At 58.0% G+C, this 25,799-nt stretch carries 17 protein-coding genes and 1 pseudogene; 7 read left to right on the top strand and 11 right to left on the bottom strand.

The genetic code is table 11. The features are described from left to right. Nucleotides 1-4: 4 nt before the first annotated feature. From larC to HNI00_RS13475, 8 genes are all read right to left on the bottom strand, one after another. Complete coding sequence (larC, locus tag HNI00_RS13510; RefSeq protein WP_316786974.1) at nt 5-1,675, bottom strand: nickel pincer cofactor biosynthesis protein LarC; 1,671 nt, start codon at nt 1,673-1,675, stop codon at nt 5-7. 443 nt (nt 1,676-2,118) lie between these two features. Beyond that, nucleotides 2,119-2,652: a hypothetical protein gene (locus HNI00_RS13505; protein ID WP_316786972.1), complete on the bottom strand. Its 534-nt coding sequence runs from the start codon at nt 2,650-2,652 to the stop codon at nt 2,119-2,121. A gap of 265 nt (nt 2,653-2,917) precedes the next feature. After that, complete coding sequence (gene scpB / locus HNI00_RS13500) at nt 2,918-3,436, bottom strand: SMC-Scp complex subunit ScpB (protein WP_172354225.1); 519 nt, start codon at nt 3,434-3,436, stop codon at nt 2,918-2,920. Nucleotides 3,437-3,452: 16 nt separating this feature from the next. Next, nucleotides 3,453-3,962: a hypothetical protein gene (locus HNI00_RS13495; protein WP_297077376.1), complete on the bottom strand. Its 510-nt coding sequence runs from the start codon at nt 3,960-3,962 to the stop codon at nt 3,453-3,455. A gap of 640 nt (nt 3,963-4,602) precedes the next feature. Beyond that, nucleotides 4,603-6,978 (bottom strand): single-stranded-DNA-specific exonuclease RecJ, encoded by a 2,376-nt coding sequence (recJ, locus tag HNI00_RS13490; protein ID WP_316786966.1) that lies wholly within the window; start codon nt 6,976-6,978, stop codon nt 4,603-4,605. 56 nt (nt 6,979-7,034) lie between these two features. Beyond that, nucleotides 7,035-7,313 carry a hypothetical protein gene (locus tag HNI00_RS13485; protein ID WP_316786964.1) on the bottom strand — a complete coding sequence of 93 codons (279 nt, stop codon included), beginning with the start codon at nt 7,311-7,313 and terminating at the stop codon, nt 7,035-7,037. Next, the gene (locus HNI00_RS13480; protein ID WP_316786962.1) at nt 7,295-8,317 is read right to left on the bottom strand and encodes a ParM/StbA family protein; all 1,023 of its coding nucleotides are present in this window, start codon (nt 8,315-8,317) and stop codon (nt 7,295-7,297) included. The genes HNI00_RS13485 and HNI00_RS13480 overlap by 19 nt, the downstream gene beginning before the upstream one ends. 327 nt (nt 8,318-8,644) lie before the next feature. Further along, the gene (locus HNI00_RS13475; RefSeq protein WP_316786960.1) at nt 8,645-9,646 is read right to left on the bottom strand and encodes an alpha/beta fold hydrolase; all 1,002 of its coding nucleotides are present in this window, start codon (nt 9,644-9,646) and stop codon (nt 8,645-8,647) included. A 234-nt stretch (nt 9,647-9,880) separates the two neighbouring features. On the opposite strand from HNI00_RS13475, the gene HNI00_RS13470 reads away from it, so the two are divergent. Further along, complete coding sequence (locus tag HNI00_RS13470; protein ID WP_316786958.1) at nt 9,881-11,914, top strand: protein kinase domain-containing protein; 2,034 nt, start codon at nt 9,881-9,883, stop codon at nt 11,912-11,914. 121 nt (nt 11,915-12,035) lie between these two features. Beyond that, complete coding sequence (locus HNI00_RS13465) at nt 12,036-12,440, top strand: VOC family protein (protein ID WP_205370626.1); 405 nt, start codon at nt 12,036-12,038, stop codon at nt 12,438-12,440. An 85-nt stretch (nt 12,441-12,525) separates the two neighbouring features. Here HNI00_RS13465 and HNI00_RS13460 read toward each other — a convergent pair whose 3' ends face one another. Further along, nucleotides 12,526-14,556 carry an ABC1 kinase family protein gene (locus HNI00_RS13460; protein ID WP_316786954.1) on the bottom strand — a complete coding sequence of 677 codons (2,031 nt, stop codon included), beginning with the start codon at nt 14,554-14,556 and terminating at the stop codon, nt 12,526-12,528. A gap of 265 nt (nt 14,557-14,821) precedes the next feature. Between HNI00_RS13460 and dnaK the strand changes: the two are divergent. Together dnaK and HNI00_RS13450 are read left to right on the top strand one after the other, a co-directional pair. Continuing rightward, nucleotides 14,822-17,050: pseudogene (dnaK, locus tag HNI00_RS13455) on the top strand (molecular chaperone DnaK); the annotation flags it as partial. Nucleotides 17,051-17,820: 770 nt separating this feature from the next. Beyond that, nucleotides 17,821-18,789 carry a DnaJ C-terminal domain-containing protein gene (locus HNI00_RS13450; RefSeq protein ID WP_420156359.1) on the top strand — a complete coding sequence of 323 codons (969 nt, stop codon included), beginning with the start codon at nt 17,821-17,823 and terminating at the stop codon, nt 18,787-18,789. Nucleotides 18,790-18,819: 30 nt separating this feature from the next. On the opposite strand, the gene HNI00_RS13445 is transcribed toward HNI00_RS13450, so the two are convergent. Continuing rightward, complete coding sequence (locus tag HNI00_RS13445) at nt 18,820-19,866, bottom strand: AI-2E family transporter (protein WP_316786948.1); 1,047 nt, start codon at nt 19,864-19,866, stop codon at nt 18,820-18,822. A 540-nt stretch (nt 19,867-20,406) separates the two neighbouring features. Here HNI00_RS13445 and HNI00_RS13440 point away from each other — a divergent pair. The 3 genes from HNI00_RS13440 to HNI00_RS13430 all read left to right on the top strand — a co-directional run bounded on the left by HNI00_RS13440 (nt 20,407) and on the right by HNI00_RS13430 (nt 24,726). Continuing rightward, entirely contained in the window at nt 20,407-20,604 is a 198-nt protein-coding gene (locus HNI00_RS13440) for a DUF2949 domain-containing protein (protein WP_172354216.1), read from the top strand. Nucleotides 20,605-20,846: 242 nt separating this feature from the next. Next, complete coding sequence (gene ftsH4 / locus HNI00_RS13435) at nt 20,847-22,718, top strand: ATP-dependent zinc metalloprotease FtsH4 (protein WP_316786945.1); 1,872 nt, start codon at nt 20,847-20,849, stop codon at nt 22,716-22,718. Nucleotides 22,719-23,910: 1,192 nt separating this feature from the next. Then, nucleotides 23,911-24,726, top strand: a complete 816-nt coding sequence (locus HNI00_RS13430; protein ID WP_316786943.1) for an SDR family NAD(P)-dependent oxidoreductase — start codon at nt 23,911-23,913, stop codon at nt 24,724-24,726. A gap of 15 nt (nt 24,727-24,741) precedes the next feature. On the opposite strand, the gene HNI00_RS13425 is transcribed toward HNI00_RS13430, so the two are convergent. Beyond that, entirely contained in the window at nt 24,742-25,785 is a 1,044-nt protein-coding gene (locus HNI00_RS13425; protein ID WP_316786941.1) for an alpha/beta fold hydrolase, read from the bottom strand. Between the last annotated feature and the right edge of the window lie 14 nt (nt 25,786-25,799).

Below are 25,799 nucleotides of genomic sequence, written 5' to 3'. Positions count from 1 at the left end.
GACGCTAGTGGGCGCTCTCTGCCCGAAGATAGGGCTTTGGGTTCCGCTTCTCCCAGGCGCGTAGGGCAGCTCGATGCACGTCGCACCAAGAAACTTGGCGATCGCGGGCAATTTTGGCACAATCTTCATACTCCGGCTGGACATTGAGCAGTTCTCCGCTAACGGGATGCTTCCCCAGCTTCATTGGGACTTCTCCAAATTCCGTCTCGACCGTCTGAATTTCTCGATCGAGAATGGTTCGCTGCTGCACTGACTCGCGAATACCCAGCGTCGTAGTTTCGCGAAACAGGACGGCTTTGCAAATTTCGGCCAAGTCAATTGGGCAAATCACCGTGATCAGCGTGCCTAGGCGCGATTTTTTCATGGTCACAGGCTGCGTAAACACGTCCAGCGCTCCTGCTGCCAGCAGAGATTCCAGCGTGTAGGCGATCGCCTGCGGGTTTGCATCGTCAATCTGCGTCTCCAGAACCGTCACCTGGGAATTGGCTCCTAGCTCAGCAGTGGACGCTACGGCTCTAGCAGACTGGGGTAAGGAAATCCCCGATGGAGCGGTGTGGGCCGCCTGTCGATAGGCCCAGCTACCCGCCCCCAGTTCAGAGGATTCTCCAATCCACAGCCGTAGAATATTGGGAATCGGCAGATCGCGCCCGCCCGCGCCCAGCCCCACGCGGGTCAGCGTCATCGGGGGCGGTGGGCCAAAGCTGGCTGCCAGGGTCGTGGCGATCGCCGCCCCGGTCGGGGTCACCAGTTCTCGCTCGATGCCATTGCTGTACACTGGCACCTGCCGCAGTTCCCACAGCTTCAGCACCGCAGGCGAAGGAACCGGGAGCCGTCCATGGGCGGCCCAGATTGTGCCACCGCCCGTTGGCATCGCCGAGCAATAAAGCTGCTCAATGCCCAGCCAGTCCAACCCCAAACAGGTTCCCACGATATCCACAATGGCATCTGTCGCTCCGACTTCGTGGAAGTGAACCGCCTCGATGGGGATGCCGTGAACCGCGCTTTCGGCGATCGCCAACTGCCGAAACACCGCCAAACTCCACGCTTCCGCCCGAGGCGACAATCCTGCTGCCAAGATCAACTGCTCGATGTCTGTCAGATGCCGCGTGCCTGCGTGATGGTGTGAGGCAAGAACATGAGACGGATGCTCAGAGTCACTAATTGCACCTGTGGTATTGTCTAAAGAATGGGGATAAGCAACCGGATGCTTGTGTGGATGCGGATGAAAATGACTTGCAGAATCATCGGAAAAATCAGACTCATGCGTATGACTATGACTCTGGTGAGAATGTAGATGAGAATGTGAATCCAAATACTTTCCTGAATACGGCTCAACCGTATTTTGATTAATACTTTGATTAGTTAAATCATCAGATAAATCATTAGAGTGAGGTTGAGTATAGGCACGCTGAAAGGTTGAATGAACATCAACTCCTGGCTCTCGATGAGCCAGCGCCTCTGGATCAGGCAAGGCGTTTAGATCCACATGCAGTTTTGTTGCCGATTGCCCGTTTCGCTGCACGGTTTCGACTCGTAGCGTATATTCATGGGAAATGCCCAATCGCCGAAGCTGCGTTTCCAAATACTCCAGCGGCAACCCTGCGTGAATCAGCGCCCCTAGGCACATATCTCCAGCAATACCCGTCGGGCAGTCTAGATACGCAATCTTGGTCATAGATGAGCCTTGGAGTTGAGAATTGGAGTTGAGAAATTGAAGTTGAGAAAGTTGATAGAACTAAACCGCTAGGCAGTGTCTTAAAACTTTCTAGGCCGTTGATTGCCTTGAGTCGATCCCCCTAAATCCCCCTTAATAAGGGGGACTTGCGGAGTGGTTCGGCTCGGTTCCCCCTTTTTAAGGGGGGCTAAGGGGGGATCGAAGGGTTTCAAAACACGCCCTAAGATAGCCCGTCCTCAACTAATCTACAGTAAATAACGGTCGGGTTCAGACCCTGAGATTTGCGGTATATCCTTCACGCAGTTATTCCTGAATAGGCACTTGCTTGCTCCGCTCCGCACTAAAATCGGCCGCGGGCATAATCGCTACGCCCACAGCCGATGGTCAATCGATTAGAAGATGAATCACACATTCCAAGCACAGGAATGATGCCGACCCAGAGATTACGGTTGTCCTGGCTGAACCGTGCCATTGGGATTCGCCATCGGATTAGTGTTCATCGAATCTGAGTTCATAGAATCTGGGTTCATAGAATCCGTCGAGCTTTCGGGTGCGCCCATCATCGGATCAAGAGACGGGTCAGCGCTCTGGGGAGGGGCCGTTTGGGGGGCAGTTTCAGGAATCGTCACGTTGACATCCGGGGGCGGAGCCTGCTGGATGTTTACATCGGGGGGTTGAACGTTCACCTCAGGGGGCTGCACGTTCACTTCGGGGGGAGCGGCAGGTTCGACCTGGGGCTGGGTATCGCTGCGCTGGGCCAGCGCGATAAATAAGGTGGTAAAGCCAGCGATCGCAGCCAGCATCAGGCCGAGAAACAGCCCCCCAGAGGTATTGGCATTGTCTCGCGCAATCTCGGCTTGGCGACGAGCTTCGTAAGCGTGAAGCTCGCGATCGCGCAATTCACGATTCTGCAATTCAGCGTTTTGCGTGTCCCGAATGCGGGTCTCGTTCTGCCGACTATAATCAGGGTTACTCATGGTTTATCACCTCAGCTCATCAAATGGGTTTTTCCCGGGATTTCAAACCGTTCCGAACCTTGCTTACCCGCCATGAGTCGGCTTATGACAGAAGCCTGTTCATCGCTGAACGCTTCCATTCCAAAACCAATCTCAAAACCATTTGGTAAAAGTTCCGAAACATTACACATTAAGGTAGCCGCCTGGTTGTATAAAGCGGCTCTACCGCAGGCCGGGAAGCTCTGTCGTTCTCAGGGCAGAAGTGGCGAAGACATCAGGCGTAGGGTCAGGCTTCGGGAGTCGCAGCCCCAGATGAAGCGCTGGAGGCGTTGCTGAAGGGTTGTGGCAGCGACTCTAGCTGAAAATATTGATAAAACTTGTCGGTGATTTGCAGCCAAGACGAGCGGCTATCGGCTTTGCGGCGCTTGCGGACAAACCCTAGCTCCACCAACTCCTGAACGTGCTGGTAGGCCCCTGATCCACGCAGTTCGACCAGATCCGAAAGCGTCAGTGGGCCGCGCAGGGCGATCGCCGCCAGTGTCCGCAGCGCGCCCACACCCAAATCCACAGGCACCAGCTTTTGCAGCAGCGGTTGATAGGCTTCTCGAAGCTGCAAACAATAGCCCTCTGGCGTTTCCACCACTTCTAGCGCTCCGTCGCGCTGGGCGTAGTCGGTCATTAGCTCAATCAGCCCTTCCTCGGCACTGGGGCGATCGCATCCGGCATATTCCGCAATCTTGGCCAGCGTCAGCGGCTGCCCTTTTAGATACAAAATGGCTTCAATTGTGCTGGACAGTCGGGACATAAATCGCGCAGGGCACCTACGAAATGTCGGGCAGGCTGGCAAAAAGCTGCTCTACAAGCTGAGCCGTTTTCGCATCGAGCTTTTGCCAGTCTACATCGCCTGTGTCGTCGAGCAAGCTTGTATCCACTTCGACTACTACGGTGTCGGACAGGCTCAGCACAGGACTGTAGTTGCGAAAGCAGATTTGATAGCACAACTGCCAGAGGTCGATATTGACCTGATGCGCCTGATGCTGGAGACACAGCACGTAGCCCGGATGGGGCTGGGGCAGACGCGACAGCGCTTCCTGGAGGTCTGGGGCTTCTTCTGGAGTGGCGGATGCCAGCCGATGCTGAAGCGCTAGCACCTGCTGCTGCGTCTCTTCGGATACGCCATCGGGCCAGATGGGGTCGTTGCGATAGGTGCTTTTCCAGGGCGACTGTTCCAGGGTTTTTCGCAAATTATCCAGCACCCGAATAAACACAGGCTGCATTAGCAGATTTGCCTGCTCCCAGGCGGCGCGACTGGCAAATTTGGGCTGGGTCATGGGAATCTGTCTGCGGGTCTTTGGAAAACCGTTTCAGGGGGTTATTTTCAGGGAGTTATTTTCAGGGAGTCATTTCGGCACAGGCGAATGAGCCTTGTTTATCTTCACACGAGTCTTATGGGGTTACACCCAAACTCTACAGTTCCTTTATGAAACAGCCCAGGCGATCGCCGTAGGATGAAGCTATCAACGGTGTTGCCTACGCAAATCCACTGAACTTCCTTTTCAGTTGCTCCGATAAAATCACTTAAGTTGAGTCGCTTAAGCTGAATCCTTTTTAGGATATTTCCTTTTTAGGATATTTAGGATGCGTTGGGTTTTGAACCTGGCTTTTGAGCTTGCTGAAGGGCTTTCAGGGTGCTTGCTTGCACAACGTTCATGGTTAGCTGAGAGGGTGCAGATAGACGTTGATCCTGAGTCGTCATGCTGTCTGCACTCTTTTTCTTGTCTTTTTTGCTGCTTTGAAAAAAGCGTCAGACGTTCTACCGACTCTGGTTCCTGGCGTTCAAAACTCGATTCCGGTGTGGCATTAAGGTTAGGGCTTACGCACTTGCGATTAAGTTTTCTGGGCTTTAGACGATTTCTCGTGGGCGCAGCCCGCGAGAAATCGTCCAACTGCGTAACTCCTAAAGGTGCTGCCTTAAGAGGCGATCGCCCGAATCGTTGCAGCAGGCACAGTCGCAAAGTACTGTCGCCGAAATTGTTCTTCTTCAACCGCCGAGAGAAACGCCTCAATGGCCTGATTCACCTGGGCGGCTGTTGGTGACTGTGTAGACAAATCGGCTGGATGCCACTGAAATTGCAGCCCGTCGGGTAGGGCTGTGACCGTCATTCCCAGCGCCTGCAATGCCTGAATTCCGGCTCTCAGCGGGCGATCGCCCAGCCCCAGTTTTCGTAAAAGCTGCGATCGCGTTGCGACTTGCCCTGTGCGGCTAAGATACTTTGCCAGTCCCACCAGGGTTTGCCAGGATTCTAGCGGATCGATAGCGGGTGGAGTTTGATAGGCGATCGCCAGCCGTTTGCCGTCGTGCCGGGCCTGTCGCCCCCACACGCGCAAATCGTCCCACTGGGTCGGGCAGTCGGTCATCACCAGCACCTTTTCTGCGTCGGCCGCGCCTGCCGGAAGTTCGGTCTGCCCGCGCCAGTCCAGCAGCCAGTCCGGTTCAGCAGGCCCCGCCGTAGCCCACTCGTCCGCCGCCGGACGGACAGCCACCAGCCGCACCTCATAGCGCTTGCGAAACGGATTGAAATCCAGCTGCACCACCGCATCGCACAGCCCCGGCGGCATCTCGTCGCGATAGTGACCCCACCACACGCCGTGAAATTGCCCGGTTTCATCCACAAGGTCAAACTCAGTTTTGATGTACCGCACCTTGCGCTGCTTGAAGTCGCGGATATTTTCATTGCGGACATTTTCAAAGCGACCCCGACGAATCAGCAGGTGGGGCGTGGGGTTGCCCATGCCGCAGGGTTCCAGCAGTTTCAGCGTTTGGAACAAGTCTTTTCCCAACTGGCCCACGGTCACGATCAGATCGACCGGGAGCAACAGCGGGGCAATCGCCCCCGATATCCCCACCTGCTGCCGGAGTTGCCGATTGATGCCATCCGCAAACAGCGGAATGTTTTCCACAGGCAAACTCAGCCCCGCCGCTAGGGGATGCCCGCCAAACCCGCTGAGCAAGTGCTGCTGACTGCTCATCAATTCGTAGAGATCAATCGAGTTCACAGAACGGGCAGAGCCTCGCGCCAGCTTGACGCGACCGGGCAAGGAACTGGCGGCATCCGATGCAGCAGGTTTGGCAGCCGCCAGCGGTGCGGCGCTGCTGAGCAAAATAGTTGGGCGGCCATAGTCCTGAGCAATTTGCCCCGCCACCAGTCCCAAAACGCCCACTGGCCACTGCGGATCTTCCAGCACAATCACACCAGTCGTAGACAAATCCATCTGGCTCAGCCGCGCCGAGACTTGTTTGGACAGATCTTGCTGGAGGGCGCGGCGGCGAGTGTTTGCCAGTTCTGCTGCTTCGGCAAGCTGGCGACAGCGGCTCTCGTCGCGGCTGGTCAATAGCTCCACGCCATCGCGGGCTTCGCCCTGGATGCGGCTGATGGCGTTGATGCGCGGCCCCAACCCGAAGGAAATATCGGTAGGGCGATCGCCCGCCCGTTTGCAAAATTCCAGCAGCATCGCCACGCCGGGGCGCGGGGCCGTCGCCACGTCCTGATTTTTCTGAAGCTGAGCAATACCCCGCTGCGCCAGATAGCGGCAGTCGCCCCGCAGTTCCACCAGGTCAGCAATTAGCCCGATCGCCACCAGATCCAGCAGAGTATCCAGCGGGCGCGTCGGCACGTCGGGCAGGGTTTCGTACAGCGCCTCCACCAGTTTGTAGGCAACGGCAACGCCCGACAGGGTGGCGAGGGGATGATCCGCAGGCAGGCTGCGGGGATTGACAATGGCGACCACAGGCGGACGCTGGGCCAGCAGCGTATGGTGATCCGTCACAATCACGTCCAGCCCCAAGCGATTCGCATGGTCGATCTCCGCCAGACTGGTGCTGCCCGTGTCGCAGGTGACGATCAGGCGAACGCCCGCCGCCGCCAGACGCTCGATGCCACGCTGAGTCAGCCCGTGGGATTCCGTGAGGCGATTGGGGATGACGTAGGAGAGGCGATCGCCCTGGGGAAAAAACTGCCCCAGCCCGTCCCACAGCACCGCCGTCGCCGTAATCCCATCGGCATCAAAATCTCCCCAGATGGCGATCGCCTCCTGCCGTTCGTAGGCCAGCTTCAGACGGGCGATCGCCCTCTGCATTTCTTCGCCAAACGCAAAGGGGCTGGTCGGCAAGTAGCAATCGGGGTCGAGCCAGCCCGCTAGCGCCGCTGGGTCGCGAATGCCGCGCTGCCAGAGCAACTGAGCAGCATAAGTCGCCATTCCAGCGGGTGCATACTCGGCCGCTGCCTGCACAAACTCGGCGGACGGCGACTCGTCGGGTGGAAGCTGCCAAATTGCCGACTCAGCCATGCAGGACGATCCTCCCAGGTCAGCCTCCTATTTTAGACCCCAGAGCGGCGGCCCCGTCAGGCTCCAAGCAGTTCATCTAGGGCATCCAGCGCTTCGCAACTGCCGCCGCTTGCCAGCCCCAGCGGATCAAGCCGTCGGGGTGGAGTCCAGGTGGGGAGGTGGGTCTGGGCAATCGCCGCGCCTGGAAATGGCTCCCGACCGTGTAGATAATCATCGGCATAGCGCCGAAATACTGCCTCCACCGCCGCACGGGTATTCTTCAGCCCCCACTCGGCAGCGATTTGCTGCGCCTTTTCCAGCACATCCGCACTCAGTCTTACTTTGTTGTCATGCATAGCTGTTGATCCATCGACATCGAGTACAAACCGCGGACATTGGCGAATTGCGGATCACCCATGACGGCAAAGAGCTTGCGCCCTTGCAGCCGTTCAGCAATCAGGTGGGTGCTGCCGCCCGTCACCAGAAAGCGCGTCACGCGGGGCATATAGGGGTTGTATTGCGATCGCACGGTTTGGAAAATGCCTTTAAACCAGGGGTCAAGATGCTCCTCTAGCCAGGGGGCCCAAGTTAGCTCCGTGTCGGCATAGGTGTGCCCAGCGCGAAAGCCGTCCATCACAATGCTGGGGTCAGCGCTTGTCCCCAGTGCTGTGGTCAGCCGTTTGTCGAAGCTGATGGAGGCCGCCAGTTCATACGCGCCACCGCGATCCATCACGTTTTCGTCAATTACTTCGCCCTCAGCATCCACCAGCCGGGTTAGCCAAGTGCCGCCGCCAATATCGACGACAATGGTAAAGCCCGCATCAGGAATCATGCCCAGTTGCCGCGCATAGTGGTATGCACCCATGCCTTCGCGCTCCACCTCCACGCTTTCCACCATGACGCGGTAGTCTAGCCCGTTGCGCTTGAATTCGTGCATCCCGATGAGTTGCTCCCGAATCGCGTCCCGATTTTTGGCGGGTTCTGGGGTGGAAGCATAAACCTGCAAGGTGAACTCGGTGCTGCCATTAAACGGCTCTAGACAGGCGTAGAGATGCAAGCGCGACAGTTCTACCTTGTTTTCCACGACCGTCTGCTGCTGGCGGCGGTATTTGTAAGCCTGTGCGCCAAAGTGGACGCGGGTTCCGTCGGGCAGCTCGATCAGCGGCGAAGCGTCGGAATAGCTGACGGCATCGCGCCCCGACGGTAGGTGATAGCGCACCGAGCGAATCGCCTTGGGATGACCGTTGCCATCAAAAAATTTGAGGTCGTAGTTGCCTGCATCCAGCGCCAGGGTGCGCGTGCCGCTTGGGGAGATTGCAGGGGGTTTACTTGCCCGCCTTGCTCTGGTACCTGTAGTCATAGAGCGTTTGTTTTCACCCGTTAAGTTTGCTGAGGTGGTACGTGGGGCATCAGGGTGCTGGAATTGGCTCTGGGATTGACCCTGGGATTGGTTCTGAGACTTGAAGATCAGCCATCCAGAGGTTCCGTTTGTCCCCATCTGTACCCATTTGGTGTTTGATACAAATGTACTATATCATCCCCATCCAAATTTTGGATCGGGCGATCGCCCCCATCGACCCTACCCAGCATCGCCAAACACGCCAAAGCCAGCGCCCTAGCAGTACAGACGCACTCTAAAAAAGTTTGAGAAAGTTTGAAGAAATGTAAACCAAGCTGAAAACTGGGGTCAGGCGCTAGGGCTTGGCGGCTGGCTAGTTTCGCCAGCGTTCACTGCGCCAGCGTTCGCCATCCCAGTATTCGCCACTCCAGCATTTACCTTGCCAACGCAGTGATCGACCCACGCTAGGATTTCTCGATTCACCCGGTCGGCGCACTCGTCGTAGGGACAGTGGCCTGCACCGGGCAGTTCAATCAGCTTTAGTCTGGGATTCATGGCCGGAAGCTGACGACCCCATACCAGAGGAATCACTCGGTCTTTTTCTCCCCACAGCAGCAGGATGGGCAAATCGACGGCTTGCAGAAGGGATTGAGTGCTGGGGCTAAAGTCCGTTTGGGTGCGGGCCTGCACCAGCCGACAGAGAACTTTCGCCGCGCCGCGATCGCCCGCCGGAATCGTAAAGCTCTGCACCAATTCGTCGGTAATGGCTTCGGGATTGGCATAGACCGCCCGTAGCACCGAGCGAATCACGCCTGGCCGCCGAATCACGCTGAACAGCGGCTTCAGCAGCAGCGGCGACGAGAAGAAAGATTCAATTTCGCCCACGAAGCTTTGTAGCTTACCCGGCAGCAACTCCTGGCGAGACGCGGGCAAGGTGAGCAGGATTAATCCCTGAACCAGAGCCGGATCAGTGGCGGCGATCGCCAGAGCCACCAGCGCCCCTAGCGAATGCCCCACCAGCACCACCGGCCGCCCCACAATCTCGCGGCAAAAGTCCCGCACCTGCGCCATCCACAGGTCTACTTTGTAGTTTGCCGACCCCTTTTCCGACGCACCAAACCCCAGCAAATCCAGCGCATAGACTGTGTGATGCTGGCTCAGCGGCTCCAGGTTCAGCCGCCACTGGGTCAGCGCCGCCCCAAACCCATGCAGGAACACGATCGGCACGGCATCCGGTGCGGGGGTTTGCGCCCTTAGATAGGTATAGCGAATCTGCCAGCCGCGCCATGCCCAGTCTCGCTGGGAGCCAAGCTGCGTGTGCCAGGGAAGCTGCGGAGACAAAGCAGGCATAGCGATCGCCAATCAAAACAACCTCCCCTTCATGCTATAGCACGGGGTCAAGGGTTAGGGGTTCAGGGTCAGGAGTCACCCGCGAAGCAGTACAGTATTCTGGTAAGTGCTGGGCCGTGGACACTGGAAAACACTGCGTCTGAGGTTGATTGGGAAAAACCGTTTTGCTTCAGACAGCCCCAGACAATCCCGCTAAGCTCCAACCCCTCCCAGGATGCATCACCGCCCGACGCTATGAGCCTCTGCATCAATCCCCAGTGCGCTGAACCCAATCACCCCGGCAACGACGGCAGTCGCTTTTGCCAAAACTGCGGGTCGGATCTGGTGCTGCGGGAGCGCTATCGCGTCATGCGGCTAATTAGCGACAAAAGCGGCTTTGGGCAGGTGTACGAAGCCTACGAACGCAACGTGCCCAAAATCCTCAAGGTGCTGAAAGAAATCCACAGCGGCCACAGCAAGGCCGTCGCCCTGTTTCAGCGAGAGGCCGTGGTGCTGAGCCAGTTGCGCCATCCCGGTGTGCCTGCGATCGAGCCAGATGGCTATTTCCAGTTTTTGCCGCGCGGCAGCGAGTCGCCGCTGCACTGCATCATCATGGAAAAAATCGACGGGCCCAACCTGCGGGAATGGATGCGGCAGCAGGGTAACCACGGCATCAGCGAGGCGCAGGCGCGAAGGTGGATGCGGCAACTGACGGAGGTGCTGCATCTGGTGCATGAGCGCAACTATTTTCACCGGGATATCAAGCCCGAAAATATCATGCTGCGGTCGAATGGGCAGTTGGTGCTGGTGGACTTTGGCGCGGTGCGCGAGATGACCGCAACTTATCTGGCACAGCTAGGCGGCTCCGAAGGCGTGACCCGCATTAGCTCCGCAGGCTACACGCCGCCAGAGCAGGAAAGGGGGCAAGCGGTTCCCCAGTCCGACTTTTACGCGCTGGGGTGGACGTTTATTTACCTGCTGACGGGTAAGCAACCGACCGATCCGGACATTTACAATCCCCACGACAATAGCTTCCGCTGGCGGCAGTTTGCGCCGCAGGTGTCGGAGCCGTTTGCCGATTTTATTGACCATCTGATCGCGCCCAAAGCGAGCGATCGCCCCAATAGCACCCGCGAGATTCTGGAAGACCTGGCGGCGATCGCCCCACCCAGCAACCTGCCCCGCGTCCAGGCTCTCGCTGCACTGCCCGCCGAACGTCCCTCATCGCCCAGAACGACCCAGCTTCAGCCCGCGCAGACCCAGGCCCAGCACACCCCGTTTCGCTGGAAGTATCCCTGGCTTTGGGGCAGTGCCGCAGCGCTGCTGATTGGGCTGGCGGGCTGGGGCGGCTGGCGGGCCTATCAGCAGTTCAGTGGTGGAACCGTTGCGGTACAGCCCCTCGTCTCCAGCGCCACCCTCACAGGACACACCGGATTCATCAACCATGCCGTGTTCACACCAGACGGGCAGCGGTTAATCACCTGTGGCGCAGACCATCAGATTATCCTGTGGGACGTGGCCACCGGGCAGCCCCTCCGCACGCTCAAGGGACACAGCAGCTACGTGAATGCGGTGGTGCTAAGCGGCAATGGACAAACGCTGGCGAGCGGTGGCGCAGATAATCAAATTTTGATTTGGGATTTGCCCAGCGGCACAATCCGACATACGCTGGTCGGGCACACGAACGCGGTCAACGCGCTGGCGATCGCCTCGGATGGAACGCTGATCAGCGGCAGCGCGGATGGCACGGTGCGAACCTGGAACCTGGCAACGGGGCAGCCGATCCACACCCTAGAGGAACATGACGGGTTCATCAATGCGATCGCCGTTAGCCCCGATGCCCGCACGATCGTCAGCGGGGGCACAGATACAACTCTGATGGTCTGGGATCTCAGATCTGGAACGCAGCGACGAACGCTCAGCGGATTTACCGGAGTCATCAATGCGATCGCCTTTACGCCGGATGGTGTTGAGGTGTTGGCAGGCGGCACAGATCGAACTATCTATCGCTGGAACCTACAGACAGGCGAACAGGGCAAACCGCTGACGGGATCGGCTGGGTTCATCAATATGCTAGCGGTGAGCGGCGACGGCAGAACCCTGCTTAGCAGCGATGCCGAAGGTCAACTGACGCTGTGGGATTTGGAGGCCGGAAAACCCACCCACATCTTTGCAGGCGAGGGAGCGCCCCTCGACCATGCGATCGTCAGCCCCGACTGGAGAACCATCGCTACGGGCAAAGGGTTCCGCACAGTCCGCCTGTGGCAGCTTCCAGACGACGTGTTTTAGAGATTTTCCAGACAATTTCAGACGTTTTTTAAATTTTGAATCTGGGTTGATCAATCCGACCCAATCTCTGCTAAAGTTTCACCCTTTAGTAGCTATTTTTTAATACTTTGGCAGGAGAATTATGCTCTACACCGACTACGCCACGCTCACTCTGTCCTCGCCCAATCTGGCGCGGCTGCGGCAGTTCTACCGGACGCTCCTCGACATCGCTCCATCGTTCGAGTTTCCCAACACCTATGTCGAATTCCAGATCGGCCTGTTTCGGTTTGGCATCTTTCAGCCTAGACAGGAACACGCTGGAGAGTTTGCAGCCTCCCCAGGCGGTGCCATGAGCCTGTGCCTGGAGGTAGATAACCTAGAGCAGGCGATCGCCGCTGTAGAGGCTGCCCATAGCGCGATCGCCGCTGCCCCCCCGCGCCCCGCCAGCCCCATCATCACCGACTTCCACGGCCGCGAAGCCTATGCCTACGATCCCGATGGCAATCGCCTCATTCTGCACGAGTCGGGGCATCCCGCAACGTTCTGAGCCTTGCATCAGCCTTGAAGACGAGACGGATCGCTCTGGTTCGTCTTCAAGGCTGGTGGTTTCATCAGCGGGCGATCGCCTTCGCCTATGCCGAGCGGCGGGCAGGTAGCGCTAGGTTGCCGCTTCCGTTGCCGCCCATTGTGCTGCTCAGCACCTTACCGTTGCGATTCAGGCGGCCGCTGGCAGAAGAAGTCGGCTGAGGCGGCTCTTCAGGCAGCAAAAACTCGCGGATGAACCGGGCTGCGGCCCGCTGGGCCAGCCCGCCTGCAATCTGCTGGCCCATACGCTGGGTTTCGGGACGCAGCAGCAGGTTGGGCACGACGGGGAGAAGCTGCATCGGGTCAAATCCGGGCGTATCGCGCAGAATGTTGAGGATGCGGCTCAGGTTTTCCAGGTTTTGCGAGTCAGCGGGTGGCGGCGCAGAACCGTTGCCCAGACCGATGCGATCGCGCAAGGTAGCGGTCAGCCGCTGCATTGTCATCTGCCCGTAGCCGTCAATCCCTTTGACAATCTCCTCCACCAGATACTCGCGAATAAACTCGCCCCGCTCAGAAAACAGGAAGTTCAACGCCTGATCCACCGCATAGTTCAGGTCATAATCTGGGCTGTCCTTGGCGTTCTTCAGCAGGTTTTCCAGACGGTTCCAGCGGAAGCTGCCGTCTTTGAACAGCAGATCCTTAAGCGAGGAGCGGAGTTCGGGCGACGGATCGGTCAGCAGGCGCTTCGCAATATAAGGATAGGCCTTGCTCAGCACCTTGAAATTTGGGTCAACGTTGATGGCGATGCCTTCCAGTGTCACCAGCGAACGAATGATCAGCGCATAGTAGGCGGGCACGCGGAACGGATAGTCGTACATCACCTGAGAAAGCTGATCGGTGATGCTTTTGAAGTTCAGCTCGGCGACGCTCGACCCCAGTGCGTTGCTAAAGACCGCAGCCAGCGCCGGAATAATCGGGGTCAGGTCGGTATCCGGGGTCAAAAATTCCAGCTTTACGTAATCTTTCGCCAGACCTTCAAAGTCGCGGTTGACCATGTGAACCACCGCCTCGATCAGCCCGTAGCGCTGGGGAGCCTGCACCTGGCTCATCATGCCAAAGTCTAGATAGGCCAGCTTGCCGTCGGGCGTGGCCAGCAGGTTGCCGGGGTGTGGGTCGGCATGAAAGAAGCCATGCTCTAGCAACTGCCGCAGCGAACACTGCACACCCACTTCCACCAGATAGGCCGCATCGATGCCCTGGGCGGCCAGTTCTTGCGGCTTAGTGAGCTTGGTGCCGTTAATCCACTCCATCGTCAGCACGCGCTGATGGGTATATTCCCAGTAAATGCGCGGTACGTAGATGTCAGGGATTGCGCCATAAAGCTGGGCAAACCGCTCGGCGTTGCGCCCTTCCTGGGTATAGTCCATCTCTTCAAAGATGCGGGCCCCAAACTCGTCCATGATGCCGACGAGGTCGCTGCGGATTTGCTTAAACGTACTCGCTGCCCATTGCGCGGCCCGGCGCAGAATATAGAGGTCGAGCGTGATGCGCTCCGCCAGTCCGGGACGCTGTACCTTCACTGCCACAACCTCACCCGTCTTGAGCTTGCCTTTGTAGACCTGCCCTAGCGAGGCGGCGGCAATTGGCTCTGGGCTGAGTTCGGCGTAGATATTTTCAGGGTGATCGCCCAATTCTTCTTCAATAAATTGAAACGCCACTTCGTTGGGAAAGGGCGGTAGCTGGTCTTGCAGGCGCGTCAGTTCTTCCAAGTACGCGGGCGGCACCAAGTCTGGGCGAGTAGAGAGCGCCTGCCCAATCTTGATGTAGGCGGGGCCAAGCCGGGTCAAAATGTCGCGCAGTTGCTCGGCGCGGCGCTGCTGGTTCTTCTCGGTCTGTCCCCACTGCTTATCCCACCACAGGCCCAGCGCAAACAGAAGGAAGGGTAGCACAATGCCAATCGTTCGGCCCATCACTTGCAGCGGACGGGCACTGTAGTATTCGGCGATCGCCATTGGGTCATAGCGCACCGCTGGCATCTCCGACGAGTCGTAAGCAGACTTGAGGTGGTCTTCGATCGACAGCGGACGAGCAAGCACCGCATCGGGGCGGACAGTCGCGGAAGTCTCAGCAGTTGGCATGGGTTCCAGAGCGGAATGAAGGGAAGGTTCGCCTCTGTTAAGCATTGTAACAGCGAAAATCTGGCAACCCCTCTATCTTGCAGGGGGAATTGCGATGCGAACAGCCGACTGCCCGTAATCCGAATGGTGGAAAAACCGTCACCTGCGGGTCGCGGATATCGCTGAGCAGTCGCTGATCAACTGTGCAGCGGGCCTTGCATTGGCAAGATAGAATGAGTTATCAGTTCTCAACATTTGGTGAAATCCGCGAGGAGCGTTGCAGCGCATGGGCAAAGTCGTAGGCATAGACCTGGGCACCACAAACTCAGTCGTCGCCGTGATGGAAGGGGGCAAGCCCGTCGTAATTGCCAACGCTGAGGGAATGCGGACAACCCCATCGGTCGTGGGCTTTAGCAAAGAGGGCGAACAGTTGGTGGGGCAGATGGCACGGCGGCAGGCGGTGCTAAATCCCCAGAACACCTTCTACGGCGTAAAGCGATTTATCGGGCGGCGCTATAGCGAGGTCAGCCCCGACTCCCGGCGCGTGCCTTACACCATCCGCAAAGACGAGAACGGCAACATTAAGATCAAATGCCCCCGGCTGGAGCGCGACTTTGCGCCGGAGGAAATTTCGGCAATGGTGCTGCGAAAGCTAGCGGACGAGGCCAGCCGCTATCTGGGGCAGCAGGTGACAGGCGCGGTGATCACGGTTCCGGCCTATTTCAACGACTCGCAGCGGCAGGCAACGCGAGATGCAGGCCGGATTGCAGGGCTAGAGGTCTTGCGAATTCTGAATGAACCGACGGCGGCTTCTCTGGCCTACGGGCTAGAGCGGCGCGATAGTCAGGTGATTCTGGTGTTTGACCTGGGCGGCGGCACGTTTGATGTGTCGATTCTGGAAGTGGGCGATGGCGTGTTTGAAGTCCGCGCCACCAGCGGCGATACCCAGCTTGGCGGCAATGATTTCGATAAAAAAATCGTGGACTGGCTGGCAGAGCAATTTTTAGAGAAAGAGGGCATCGACCTGCGGCGCGATCGCCAGTCTCTCCAGCGCCTCACCGAAGCTGCTGAAAAAGCCAAAATCGAACTCTCCGGGGTCAGCGTCACAGAAATCAACCTGCCCTTCATCACCGCCACGCCAGAGGACGGCCCCAAGCACCTGGAAACGCGCCTGACTCGCTCCCAGTTCGAGGGCATGTGTACCGACTTGCTGAGCCGGATGCGCGGCCCGCTGAAGCAGGCAATGCGCGATGCGGGGCTTGCGCCAGACGACATTGATGAAGTCGTGCTGGTGGGCGGCGGCACGCGGATGCCGATGGTGAAAAATCTAGTGCGATCGCTCATTGACCGAGAACCCAGCGAACACGTCAACCCCGACGAAGCCGTGGCCGTCGGCGCAGCGATCCAGGCGGGCATTCTGACGCAGGAAGTGGGGATGCGCGATATCCTGCTGCTAGACGTAACGCCGATTTCCCTCGGTCTGGAAACCATCGGCGGCCTGACCAAAAAGCTAATCCCCCGCAACACGACGATCCCCGTCCGCCGCTCCGACATCTTCTCCACCTCTGAAAATAACCAGACGATGGTAGAAGTCCACGTCGTCCAGGGCGAACGCGAAATGGCCGCGGATAACAAGTCCCTCGGCCGCTTCAAGCTGCTGGGCATTCCCCCCGCACCGCGCGGCGTGCCCCAGATTTCGGTATCCTTCGACATCGATGCCAACGGCATTTTGCAAGTCACCGCCGTAGACAAAACCACCGGCCGCGAACAGGGCATTACCATCCAGGGCGCATCCACCCTCAGCGAAGCCGAAATTCAGAAGATGATCCAGGATGCGGAGCGCAACGCCCAGCAAGACCGGGAGCGACGTGAACGGGTGGAAAAGCGCACCAAGGCAGAGGCGCTGACGTACCAGGCGGAGCGGCAGTTGCGCGAGGTGGCGCTGGACTTTGGAATGCAGTTTGCCAGCCCCTATCGCCGCAAGATCGAAGCGCTGATCAAAGACCTGCGCGATGCCCTAGCCAACAACGATGAGCGCCGCATCGACACGCTCGAAGCCGACCTGCGCGATGCGCTGTATCAGCTCCAGCAGGAGGTCTATCAGTTTGATCGAGGCGACGAAGACGAGGGCTTCTTTAGCTCGCTGAAGCGGACGCTGCTGGGCGACGACGACGAGTTTGACGAAATTCCCTCCTATCGCGGCGGCCGCGACCCGTGGGACGACCGCCCTGCGGCCCGCCGCGACCCGTGGGATGACCGGCCGCCCGTTCGTCGCGATTCCTGGAGCGATCGCCCTGATCCTTACAGCAGCCGCCCTGCGGCCCGCGATCCCTATAGCAGCCGCCCCGCCGCCCGCGATTCCTGGGACGAACCCCGCGATCCGTATGGCAGCCGTCCTGCGGCACGAGAGAACTGGAATGATCGAGGCGGCGATCGCCCCGATCCCTACAGCAGCCGCCCCGCCCGGCCTGCCAGCCGCGACTCCTGGGATGAGCCACCGCGCCGCCCGGCCCGCGATTCTTGGGATGAACCCCAGCGCCCCGTCGCCCGCGATCGCTGGGATGAGCCGCCGCGTTCTGCCCGGCCGGCCAGCCGCGATTCCTGGGACGAACCCCAGCGCCCTAGCCGGCCCGCCCGCGACTCCTGGGATGAGCCGTCGCGCTCTAGCCGTCCTGCCAGCCGTGATTCCTGGGACGAGCCGCGTTCTGGCCGCCCGCCTGCCCGCGATCGCTGGGAAGAGGCCGCCGACCGCAGCCGCGACCCAGACCCCCTCGAAAGCCGTCCCCGCAGCAACGGCGATCGCTGGGACGACAGACCCAGCCGCGGCCGCGAAGCTGGAACCCGCGAGATGGGACGAGAATCTGGACGCGAAATGGGCGCTTCGCAGAATGATTTCTCCGAGAGTCGCCGCCCAGAAGCCCGCAGCCCAGAAAATCGCAGCCCAGAAACCCGCAGCCCAGAAAATCGCAGCCGCTCGGAGCGACAAGGACTGAACCTGCGGACTTCAGACTCTGGCAGTTTTGCCTCAGACAGCCGCGACTCCATCAGTCTCGATCCGTGGGACGACGCGCCCAAGCGCCCCCGTCGCGAACCAGCAGGGGACTGGGAAGACCCGCCCGCTGAAGCACCAACCGACGAAGACGAATCGCTAGACAAGCCAGAATATAACCGTCCCACGGGTCGCCCCAGCGACGACACTCCCCGTCGCCGCCCGCAAACTGGCGAGATACCCCGCAGCCGGGGCATTTGGGATGAGGAAGAAGACGAATGGCTGTAGGAGACCGGATGCAGAATTTTCGGAATTACTATCAAATTCTCGGAATTCCCAAAACCGCCACGGCTGAGGAGATCAAAAAGGCCTATCGGCGGATGGCGCGGCAATATCACCCCGACTTGAACCCTGGCGACAAGGAAGCAGAGGAAAAGTTCAAGGACGTTGGCGAGGCCTACGAAGTTCTGTCAGATGCCAGCAAGCGGGCGCAGTATGACCAGTTCAGCCGCTTCTGGAAGCAGGGTGGCTTTCAGAGTGGCGCAACGCCCAAGTCCCGCAGTTGGAATAGCCGCACCGCCAGCCGCAGCCCCGACGAAGTAGACTTCAGCCAGTTTCGCGACTTTAACAGCTTTGTAGACCAACTGCTGAACCGCCGCAATGAGGAACCCGCCGCCCCGCGAACCCCACCGCGCGATCGCGATCCCTACCGCCCCGGCACCACCAAAACCACCTACACGGTTCCCCGCGCCACGCCGCGCAACGCCGAGGCCCGGCTGACTGTGCCGCTGGAAAAGGCCTTTGCGGGCGGGCGCGAGCGGATTCGCTTGGAAGATGGGCGATCGCTCGAAGTAAATATGCCCGCCGCCATGCTCACCGGGCAAAAGATTCGCCTCAAGGGGCAAGGCGTGTCTGGCGGCGACCTGTTTCTCCGCATCGAAATCGCGCCCCACCCCTTTTATCAGTTGGACGGGGCAGATATCTACTGTCTGCTGCCCGTAACACCCAGCGAAGCGGTGCTGGGGGGAGCGATTGAAGTGCCGACGCTGGATGGGCTGGTGAAAATGGTGATTCCTCCCGGCGTGAAAGCAGGGCAAAAGCTGCGGCTGGCAGGCAAGGGCTATCCAATTGACGGCAAGCGCGGCGATCAGATTGTGGAAATCACCATCCAGGTTCCCAAAGACCTCAGTCCCCAGGAGCGCGAACTCTACGACAAGCTGCGGCAAATTGAAACGTTCAATCCCCGCGCTGGATTGGGCGTTTAGCTGGATTGGGCGTTTAGTGGAATCGTTCAGTCAATAAAGCTCCTTGGGTTCCTCCGTCCGAGACAGTTCCAGGAGCGACTTCACAAACCCTGCGGTGGGCACGGCCATTAAAATTCCCAGCACGCCCGCCACCCTGGCCCCAATCAGCAGCGCCACAATGACCCAGGCAGGATTTAGACCCGTAAAGCGGCCGAGGAGACGGGGGGCGATCGCATTTTCAATCGCCTGATCCACCACAATCCCTACCGCCAGCATCTTGACACCCACCCAAAAACTGCCCAGCCCGACCAAAAAGCTGATCAGGCAAATGCTCAGCGGTGCGCCCAGCGGAATCAGCGTCATCACGCCCACCGCCAGCCCAAACAGCAGCCCAAACGGCACTTGCAGCAGCAGGAAAACCGTAATCATCGACAGCCCCATGACCAGCGCCAGCATCGCCTGACCGCTGAAATAGTTGTGGAAACTTTGGCGGAGCGATCGCCTCAATTGTCCTCCCTGAGAACCCGGCAGCCAGCGGAGAATGCCGGCCCACAGCGTCTCACCGTGCAGCAAGAGATAAAACGTGAGGGCGATCGTGATTACAAAATCCAGCGCACTGCCCGCCAGCCCAATGCCCAGCCCCAACACACCGCTGCTGAGCGGCTGAAGCTGGGCCACCAGCGCCTCCTGGAGCCGCGCCACAAAATCGATCAGGTCTACCGGAAGCCGTCTCGCTGTGGCCCAGCGCTGCATATCCTGAAACTGCTGGTTGCCCGATTCGATCCAGGCAGGCAGTTTGGTGACCAGCCCATTAATTTGGTCAAGGAGAATCGGAATCAGCGTGACCGCCAGCACCAGCAGCAGAAACAGGGTCGCCAGCAGCACCAGCAAAATCGCGCGATCGCGCGATAGCCCCCGCCGCTGAAGCCAGCGCACCGCATAGCTCAGCACAAACGCCAGCAGGTTTGCCCCCACAAAAATTGTCAGAAGCTGCCGAAAGTAGTCCATTACCACCAGCAGCGCCCAGCCGTTTAGCACGACCAGCGGCAGCGCCAGTCCCCAGGTCACCCACCGAGGCAGATTATCAATCCATTTCATAAGGCTGGGCAGTCCTCAAGCACCATTGCTCAGTATTGATTTCAGTAATGTTAAGCACTCAGAAATCCCCCCTTAGCCCCCCTTAAAAGGGGGGAAACCGCCTTAAAGTCCCCCTTTTTAAGGGGGATTTAGGGGGATCTTGCACGCTTTGCTACAAACAGTAGGACTTTTCAAACATCCTCTTACAGCATTGTTGGGCCGGATGAGCCACACGCTCGTCGCCCGACAGAGGCGTTTCACAGCGATTCCTGAACCAGCGTCGGGGCAATTCTCATTTTTAAGGCAGCCTATCCGCTACAACCCGCCACAATCCGCTACAGTCCGCCACAATCTGAGAATGCCTGGACAGCCCCAGAAACCAGAATCCGCCCCATGAAATATCGACAAAGTTAAGTGAAGTAATCCTTTTGGTGGGGACGCAAGGTGAGATTATCGCTATAATCTTCAACATCAATCCTGAAAGATTGTTGCAAAAGTTAACAAAAAGACTACGTTTCTTCGTGTCACACACCCTAAATGGCAAATAATATGGCGAATACTATGACGAACGAATCCACAACTCAAGCCAGGCTCATTAAGTTTCTGCGGGAGGAACTCTCCATTCCAACCGAGTCAATTGCGATCGCCCTCAAACAGCCAGAGCAAGACTCGAACCTGCTGCCGATGATCTTGTGGCAATACGGACTAATTACGCTAGAACAGCTCGACCGCATTTTTGACTGGCTGGAAACCGCTTGACCGCCTGAGTTTACCGCCTGAGTTTAACGAGTTCCGTTTGACAAGTTCGGGTATTTCGCCATTTTGGGGGGCACATTTCGATGTGCCCCTTTCCAGTTTCTATCTCTCAGCTTCTTCATAAACCTTTAAAATAAAGAAAGCTAGAGAATTTTTGTACTATCCGCTCCATGTTCTGAGTGCCCTTCAATTCAAGGGTTTTTCTCTGGTTGTCCGTTCTGTCCGTCAATAAGGAGCATTGTCAAATGCCGATTAAAGACCAGCCCAAAGCCCCGCGATCGCGCGTCATCGGCAACATTCTGCTGCTGGTGTCTAGTTTATTTTTACTAGCAAATATTCTCCTCCCTGGGCTGCTAGGGCCTCAAATTCCTCAGGTTCCCTACAGCCTGTTTATTCATCAGGTCAGCGAAGGCGAAGTCGCCCGCGCCTACATCGGCCAAGAGCAAATCCGCTACCAGCTCAAGCCCGTTCCTCCGGCAGAAGAGGGACAGATCCTAGCAACTACACCCATTTTTGACCTGAAACTACCCTCGCTGCTAGAAGAAAACGGCGTTGAGTTTGCCGCCATTCCACCGCCGCGCAACGGCTGGCTGTCTAACATTTTGGGGTGGGTAATTCCGCCACTGATTTTCGTGGCCATCTGGCAGTTTTTCTTGTCGCGAGGGGCGGGCGGCGGCAGCCAAGGCGTGCTGTCCATCGGCAAGAGCCGCGCCAAAGTCTACGTAGAAGGGGACGAAAACAAGGTCACTTTTGCTGACGTAGCGGGTGTGGAAGAAGCCAAAACCGAGCTACAGGAAATTGTTGAATTTCTGAAAAACCCCCGTAAGTTCACTCAAATCGGCGCACGGATTCCCAAGGGTGTGCTGCTGGTTGGCCCGCCGGGAACCGGGAAAACGCTGCTGGCCAAAGCGGTGGCAGGCGAAGCGAGTGTGCCTTTCTTTAGCATTTCCGGGTCGGAGTTTGTTGAACTCTTTGTCGGCGTGGGTTCCTCCCGCGTACGCGACCTATTCGAGCAGGCAAAGAAGCAGGCTCCCTGCATCATCTTCATCGACGAGCTAGACGCGATTGGCAAATCTCGCGCCACGGGCGGCTTCTACGGCGGCAACGACGAGCGTGAGCAAACGCTAAACCAATTGCTGACGGAAATGGACGGCTTCAACGCGGGGGATCAGACGGTGATTGTGCTGGCTGCGACGAACCGCCCCGAAACCCTCGATCCGGCGCTGCTGCGGCCTGGCCGGTTTGACCGTCAGGTGCTGGTCGATCGCCCAGATTTGCAAGGGCGGCTGGCCATCCTAGAGGTTCACGCCAAGGACGTGAAGTTGGGCCCAGATGTGGATTTGAAGGCGATCGCCACTCGCACACCCGGATTTGCCGGAGCCGACCTGGCCAACCTGATCAACGAGGCGGCGCTGCTGGCCGCTCGCAACGGCCGCGAAGCCGTCGCCCAGGAAGACATCGCCGAGGCCATCGAGCGCGTGGTGGCGGGTCTGGAGAAAAAGAGCCGCGTCCTCAATGACCAGGAAAAGAAGATTGTGGCGTACCACGAGGTCGGCCATGCGCTGGTGGGCGCAGTGATGCCCGGCAGCAACAAAGTGGAAAAAATCTCCATTGTGCCCCGCGGCATGGCGGCGCTGGGCTACACGCTGCAACTGCCGACGGAAGACCGCTTCTTGCTGAGCGAAGCCGAGCTATTGGGACAAATCGCCACGCTGCTGGGCGGGCGCTCTGCCGAAGAAATCGTCTTTGGCAGCATTACCACTGGCGCATCGAATGACCTCCAGCGGGCCACCGACCTGGCCGAGCGCATGGTGACGACCTATGGCATGAGCAAAGTGCTGGGGCCGCTCGCCTATCAGCAGGGGCAGCAAACCAGCTTCCTAGGAGGCGAGATGAACCCCCGCCGCATGGTCAGCGAACAAACCGCCGAAGCCATTGACAAAGAAGTCAAGGATATCGTCGAAACCGCTCACCAAAAAGCGCTTGACATCCTCAAGCACAACCGGGATCTGTTGGAAACCATTGCCACGAAGCTGCTGGAAACAGAGGTGATCGAGGGCGAAACCCTGAAAGACCTGTTGAGTCAGGTGAAAGCGCCAGAAGGGGCGATCGCCTAATTTTTCAACTGCAACCAACCACCTAAATTCACTTAGGCAATTCATTGGCAATTCATTTAGGCGCATCTGGGAAACCAGGTGCGTTTTTTTCGACTAATTTTTTGTTTGGGGGAGGAACAGCCCATCAAAAATTTCTGCGACTACAAACTTGAACGATCGCCCATCAGGAAGCGAACCCCAACCTAGCTTATTCTCAGAAATTAAGGGACACCCGTTGCAGCGGTGCGCTGGAGAAGAAGTCGAGCCATCGGCACATCGGCAGCACTGAGGGGCGATCGCCCTTCCTGAGTGCTAGTATTGCAAAATGTAAAGATTGCGGATTTTCACTAATAAATGTTGCAGCCGCTTGATCCCGCTGCTAACGTGTGCATATCGACTGATGGATAGCGCTATTCCAACTGTTGATACTTTTCCGTTCTCGATAAATTTACATCGCTCGATCAATCACATCTGTCTAGAGTTGGTTCGAGATTCGTCCTATAATTCCTGCCGAAGGATCAGGAAATTGCTGGAACTGGCATGAATCCATCTTCGTCCGGTTCTCAGAATCGACCAGGCTGTGTGTATTTTTTCTTGACAAACTCTGTGCGTATGCTTTGGAACGTTATGACTCTAGCTGGTTCGTCAGCTTTGCAGGGCAATGCTCTCATCAATGCTTTGCAGCCGCGTCATCGCGTTCTCTGCTGGATTGATGAGATGGACAGTTCCCTTCAACGCTGGACTCAATTAATAGATTCGGTAGCATCCGATTCTCATCCGGTTTACGGTCTGTCTCGCGTATCCAGATCGATTCCAAAATCAATCAATGAGGTTCAGATCGCTTAACCATCTCTCTTGGTTTCTCTGGCAAATTCCTGAACTCTTCTTTGTGAACTTGTATTTGCGAACCTGTGTTTGCAAACTTGTATTTGCGAACCTGTGTTTGCAAACTTGTATTTGCGAACTTGTATTTGCGAACTTTGTGAAATCTGCAAACGCTGGGCGCGGCCGCGCCATTCACCTGAACTTCATTCCAGGACATTCAGGATTTCCTGCTTCACTCGATTGCTTAACTAAGTAAGATAACTTCTCAGTTTCGGACTCCTTCAAACTCCTGACTAAACCGATTTGGATCACTCACTCGCCGCAAGCAGACCCGGCGCGATGGGTGGCGTTTGCTCGGCGGCGAGTCTTCAAGACTGGAGGCTTTGTAATGACGACGATTTACGGAAAGACTGCTCTAATTACCGGAGCCTCTCGCGGCATTGGACGGGCGATCGCCCTGGAATTTGCCCATCAGGGTGCAAAGCGGCTGCTGCTGGTGGCCCGCGATCGCCAGCGGTTGGCCGAATTAGCCGACGAATTGCAAGAACTGGGCGTAGAGGCGATCGCCCTGCCGCTGGACTTGAGCCAGCCTGCGGAAGTCAGCATCGCTGTGGCCAAAGCGTGGCGCGACCACGGCCCGATTCACTGCCTGGTAAACTGCGCGGGCGTGGCGCATCAGGCCCCATTCCTGCAATCCCGCCTGCCCCAAGTGCAGGAAGAAATTGCCATCAACTTGGTCGGTATGTACACCATTACGCGCCTGATGGCTCGTCGCATGGTGGCCCAGCACGAAGGTACGATTGTCAACGTCTCTAGCCTCATGGGTAAGCTGGCCGCGCCCACGATGGCAACTTACTCGGCAACTAAGTTCGCCATTCTCGGCTTTACGCAGGCGCTGCGGGGCGAGCTGGCGGGGCACAATGTCCGGGTCGTGTCTCTGCTGCCATCCCTGACCGATACCGACATGGCGCGAAATCTCCGCTGGTTTCGCTGGATTTTGCCCATGACCCCAGAGCAGGTCGCTCAGGCACTTACTCGCGGACTATCGCGGGGCAGCAGCGAGATTCTCGTCGGCTGGCAGAGCCATCTCGCCCTTTGGGGACAGCGATTTGCGCCGTGGCTGATGGAAAAAGTGCTGCAATGGGCCGCGCCACTGCCCCAAACCCGCTGGGAGTTTGGCAGACTGCGGATGATGCGCGGATAGCGGCTTCCGCGGGCATCAGCCATCCGTCAGCGCATCTGCTAGCGCGTCCGAAACCGCCTGACGGATAAACGCCTCGTCTGCCGGATTTTGATACGGATTCCCCGCCCGGTGTCCCCAAATTGAGGGAATCGGGCGGAATTCCGCACTTGGAATCAGCCGTGCCTCGGCTTCGCAGTCTTCTGGCGTGAAATACAGGTCAGTAGTGGCAGGCATCACCCAGGTTTTTGCTCGAATCGCACCCAGCGCCCTCTCATAATCGCCCTGATAGACCGGATTGTCGCCCACGTCGCAGCGCAGCCAGGTGTCAATCATGCTCAGCAAATTGTGCGGGTCGCGCTTGCGATAGCCCGCCTCCCAGCCGCGCAGCAGGTAGTCCTCTAGCGAGGTATAGCCCAGTGGGTAATACAGCCCTTCGCGGTAGAAAGCTTGTGACGCGGCCCAACTGGCGTAGATGCGGGCAAAGGCGCGAAAGCCGCGATCGGGAACCCCCTCAAAGCGATCGCCCGTCCAAGTGGGATCAGCCGTCAGCGCAGTCCGCAGGCTGTGCAAGAAAATCTGGTTGTGTTCCGTTGTGCGGGCCGTGCCGCAGAGCGCCACAATTCGCTGCACCCGTTCAGGATAGAGCGCACCCCAGTGATAGGCCTGCTGCGCTCCCATCGACCAGCCGTAAACCAGCGCCAGGGTTTCCACGCCAAACACCTCGCGGAGCAACTGTTCCTGCGCCCGCACGTTGTCCCAATGGGTAAACCAGAAGCCCGACTCGCTGAGTTTGCAATGGGGATTATTGCTGGGGGAACTGGATAGCCCATTGCCGAACATATTGGGAATGACAATGAACCAGCGCTCTGGATCGAGAATGCGATCGCGCCCGATCAGCCACTCAATGTCAGGATGCTGTGCGCCGTAGGACGTGGGATAGAGGATGACATTACGGCGATCGCCCGCCAGCGTTCCATAGGTTTGATATACGACCTTCGCTTCCGGCAGCGTTGCGCCACACTGAAGCGTGTAATCTTTTATCACAAAGGTTTGTGCATCGCTGTTCGCAGCAGCATTCATGGCAGAATTCCCAA

Source organism: Thermoleptolyngbya oregonensis NK1-22, assembly GCF_032705245.1.
Taxonomy (GTDB): Bacteria; Cyanobacteriota; Cyanobacteriia; order Elainellales; family Elainellaceae; genus Thermoleptolyngbya; species Thermoleptolyngbya sichuanensis.
The sequence above is the reverse complement of the archived record's forward strand: the minus strand, read 5'-3'. Positions and strand labels throughout refer to the sequence as shown.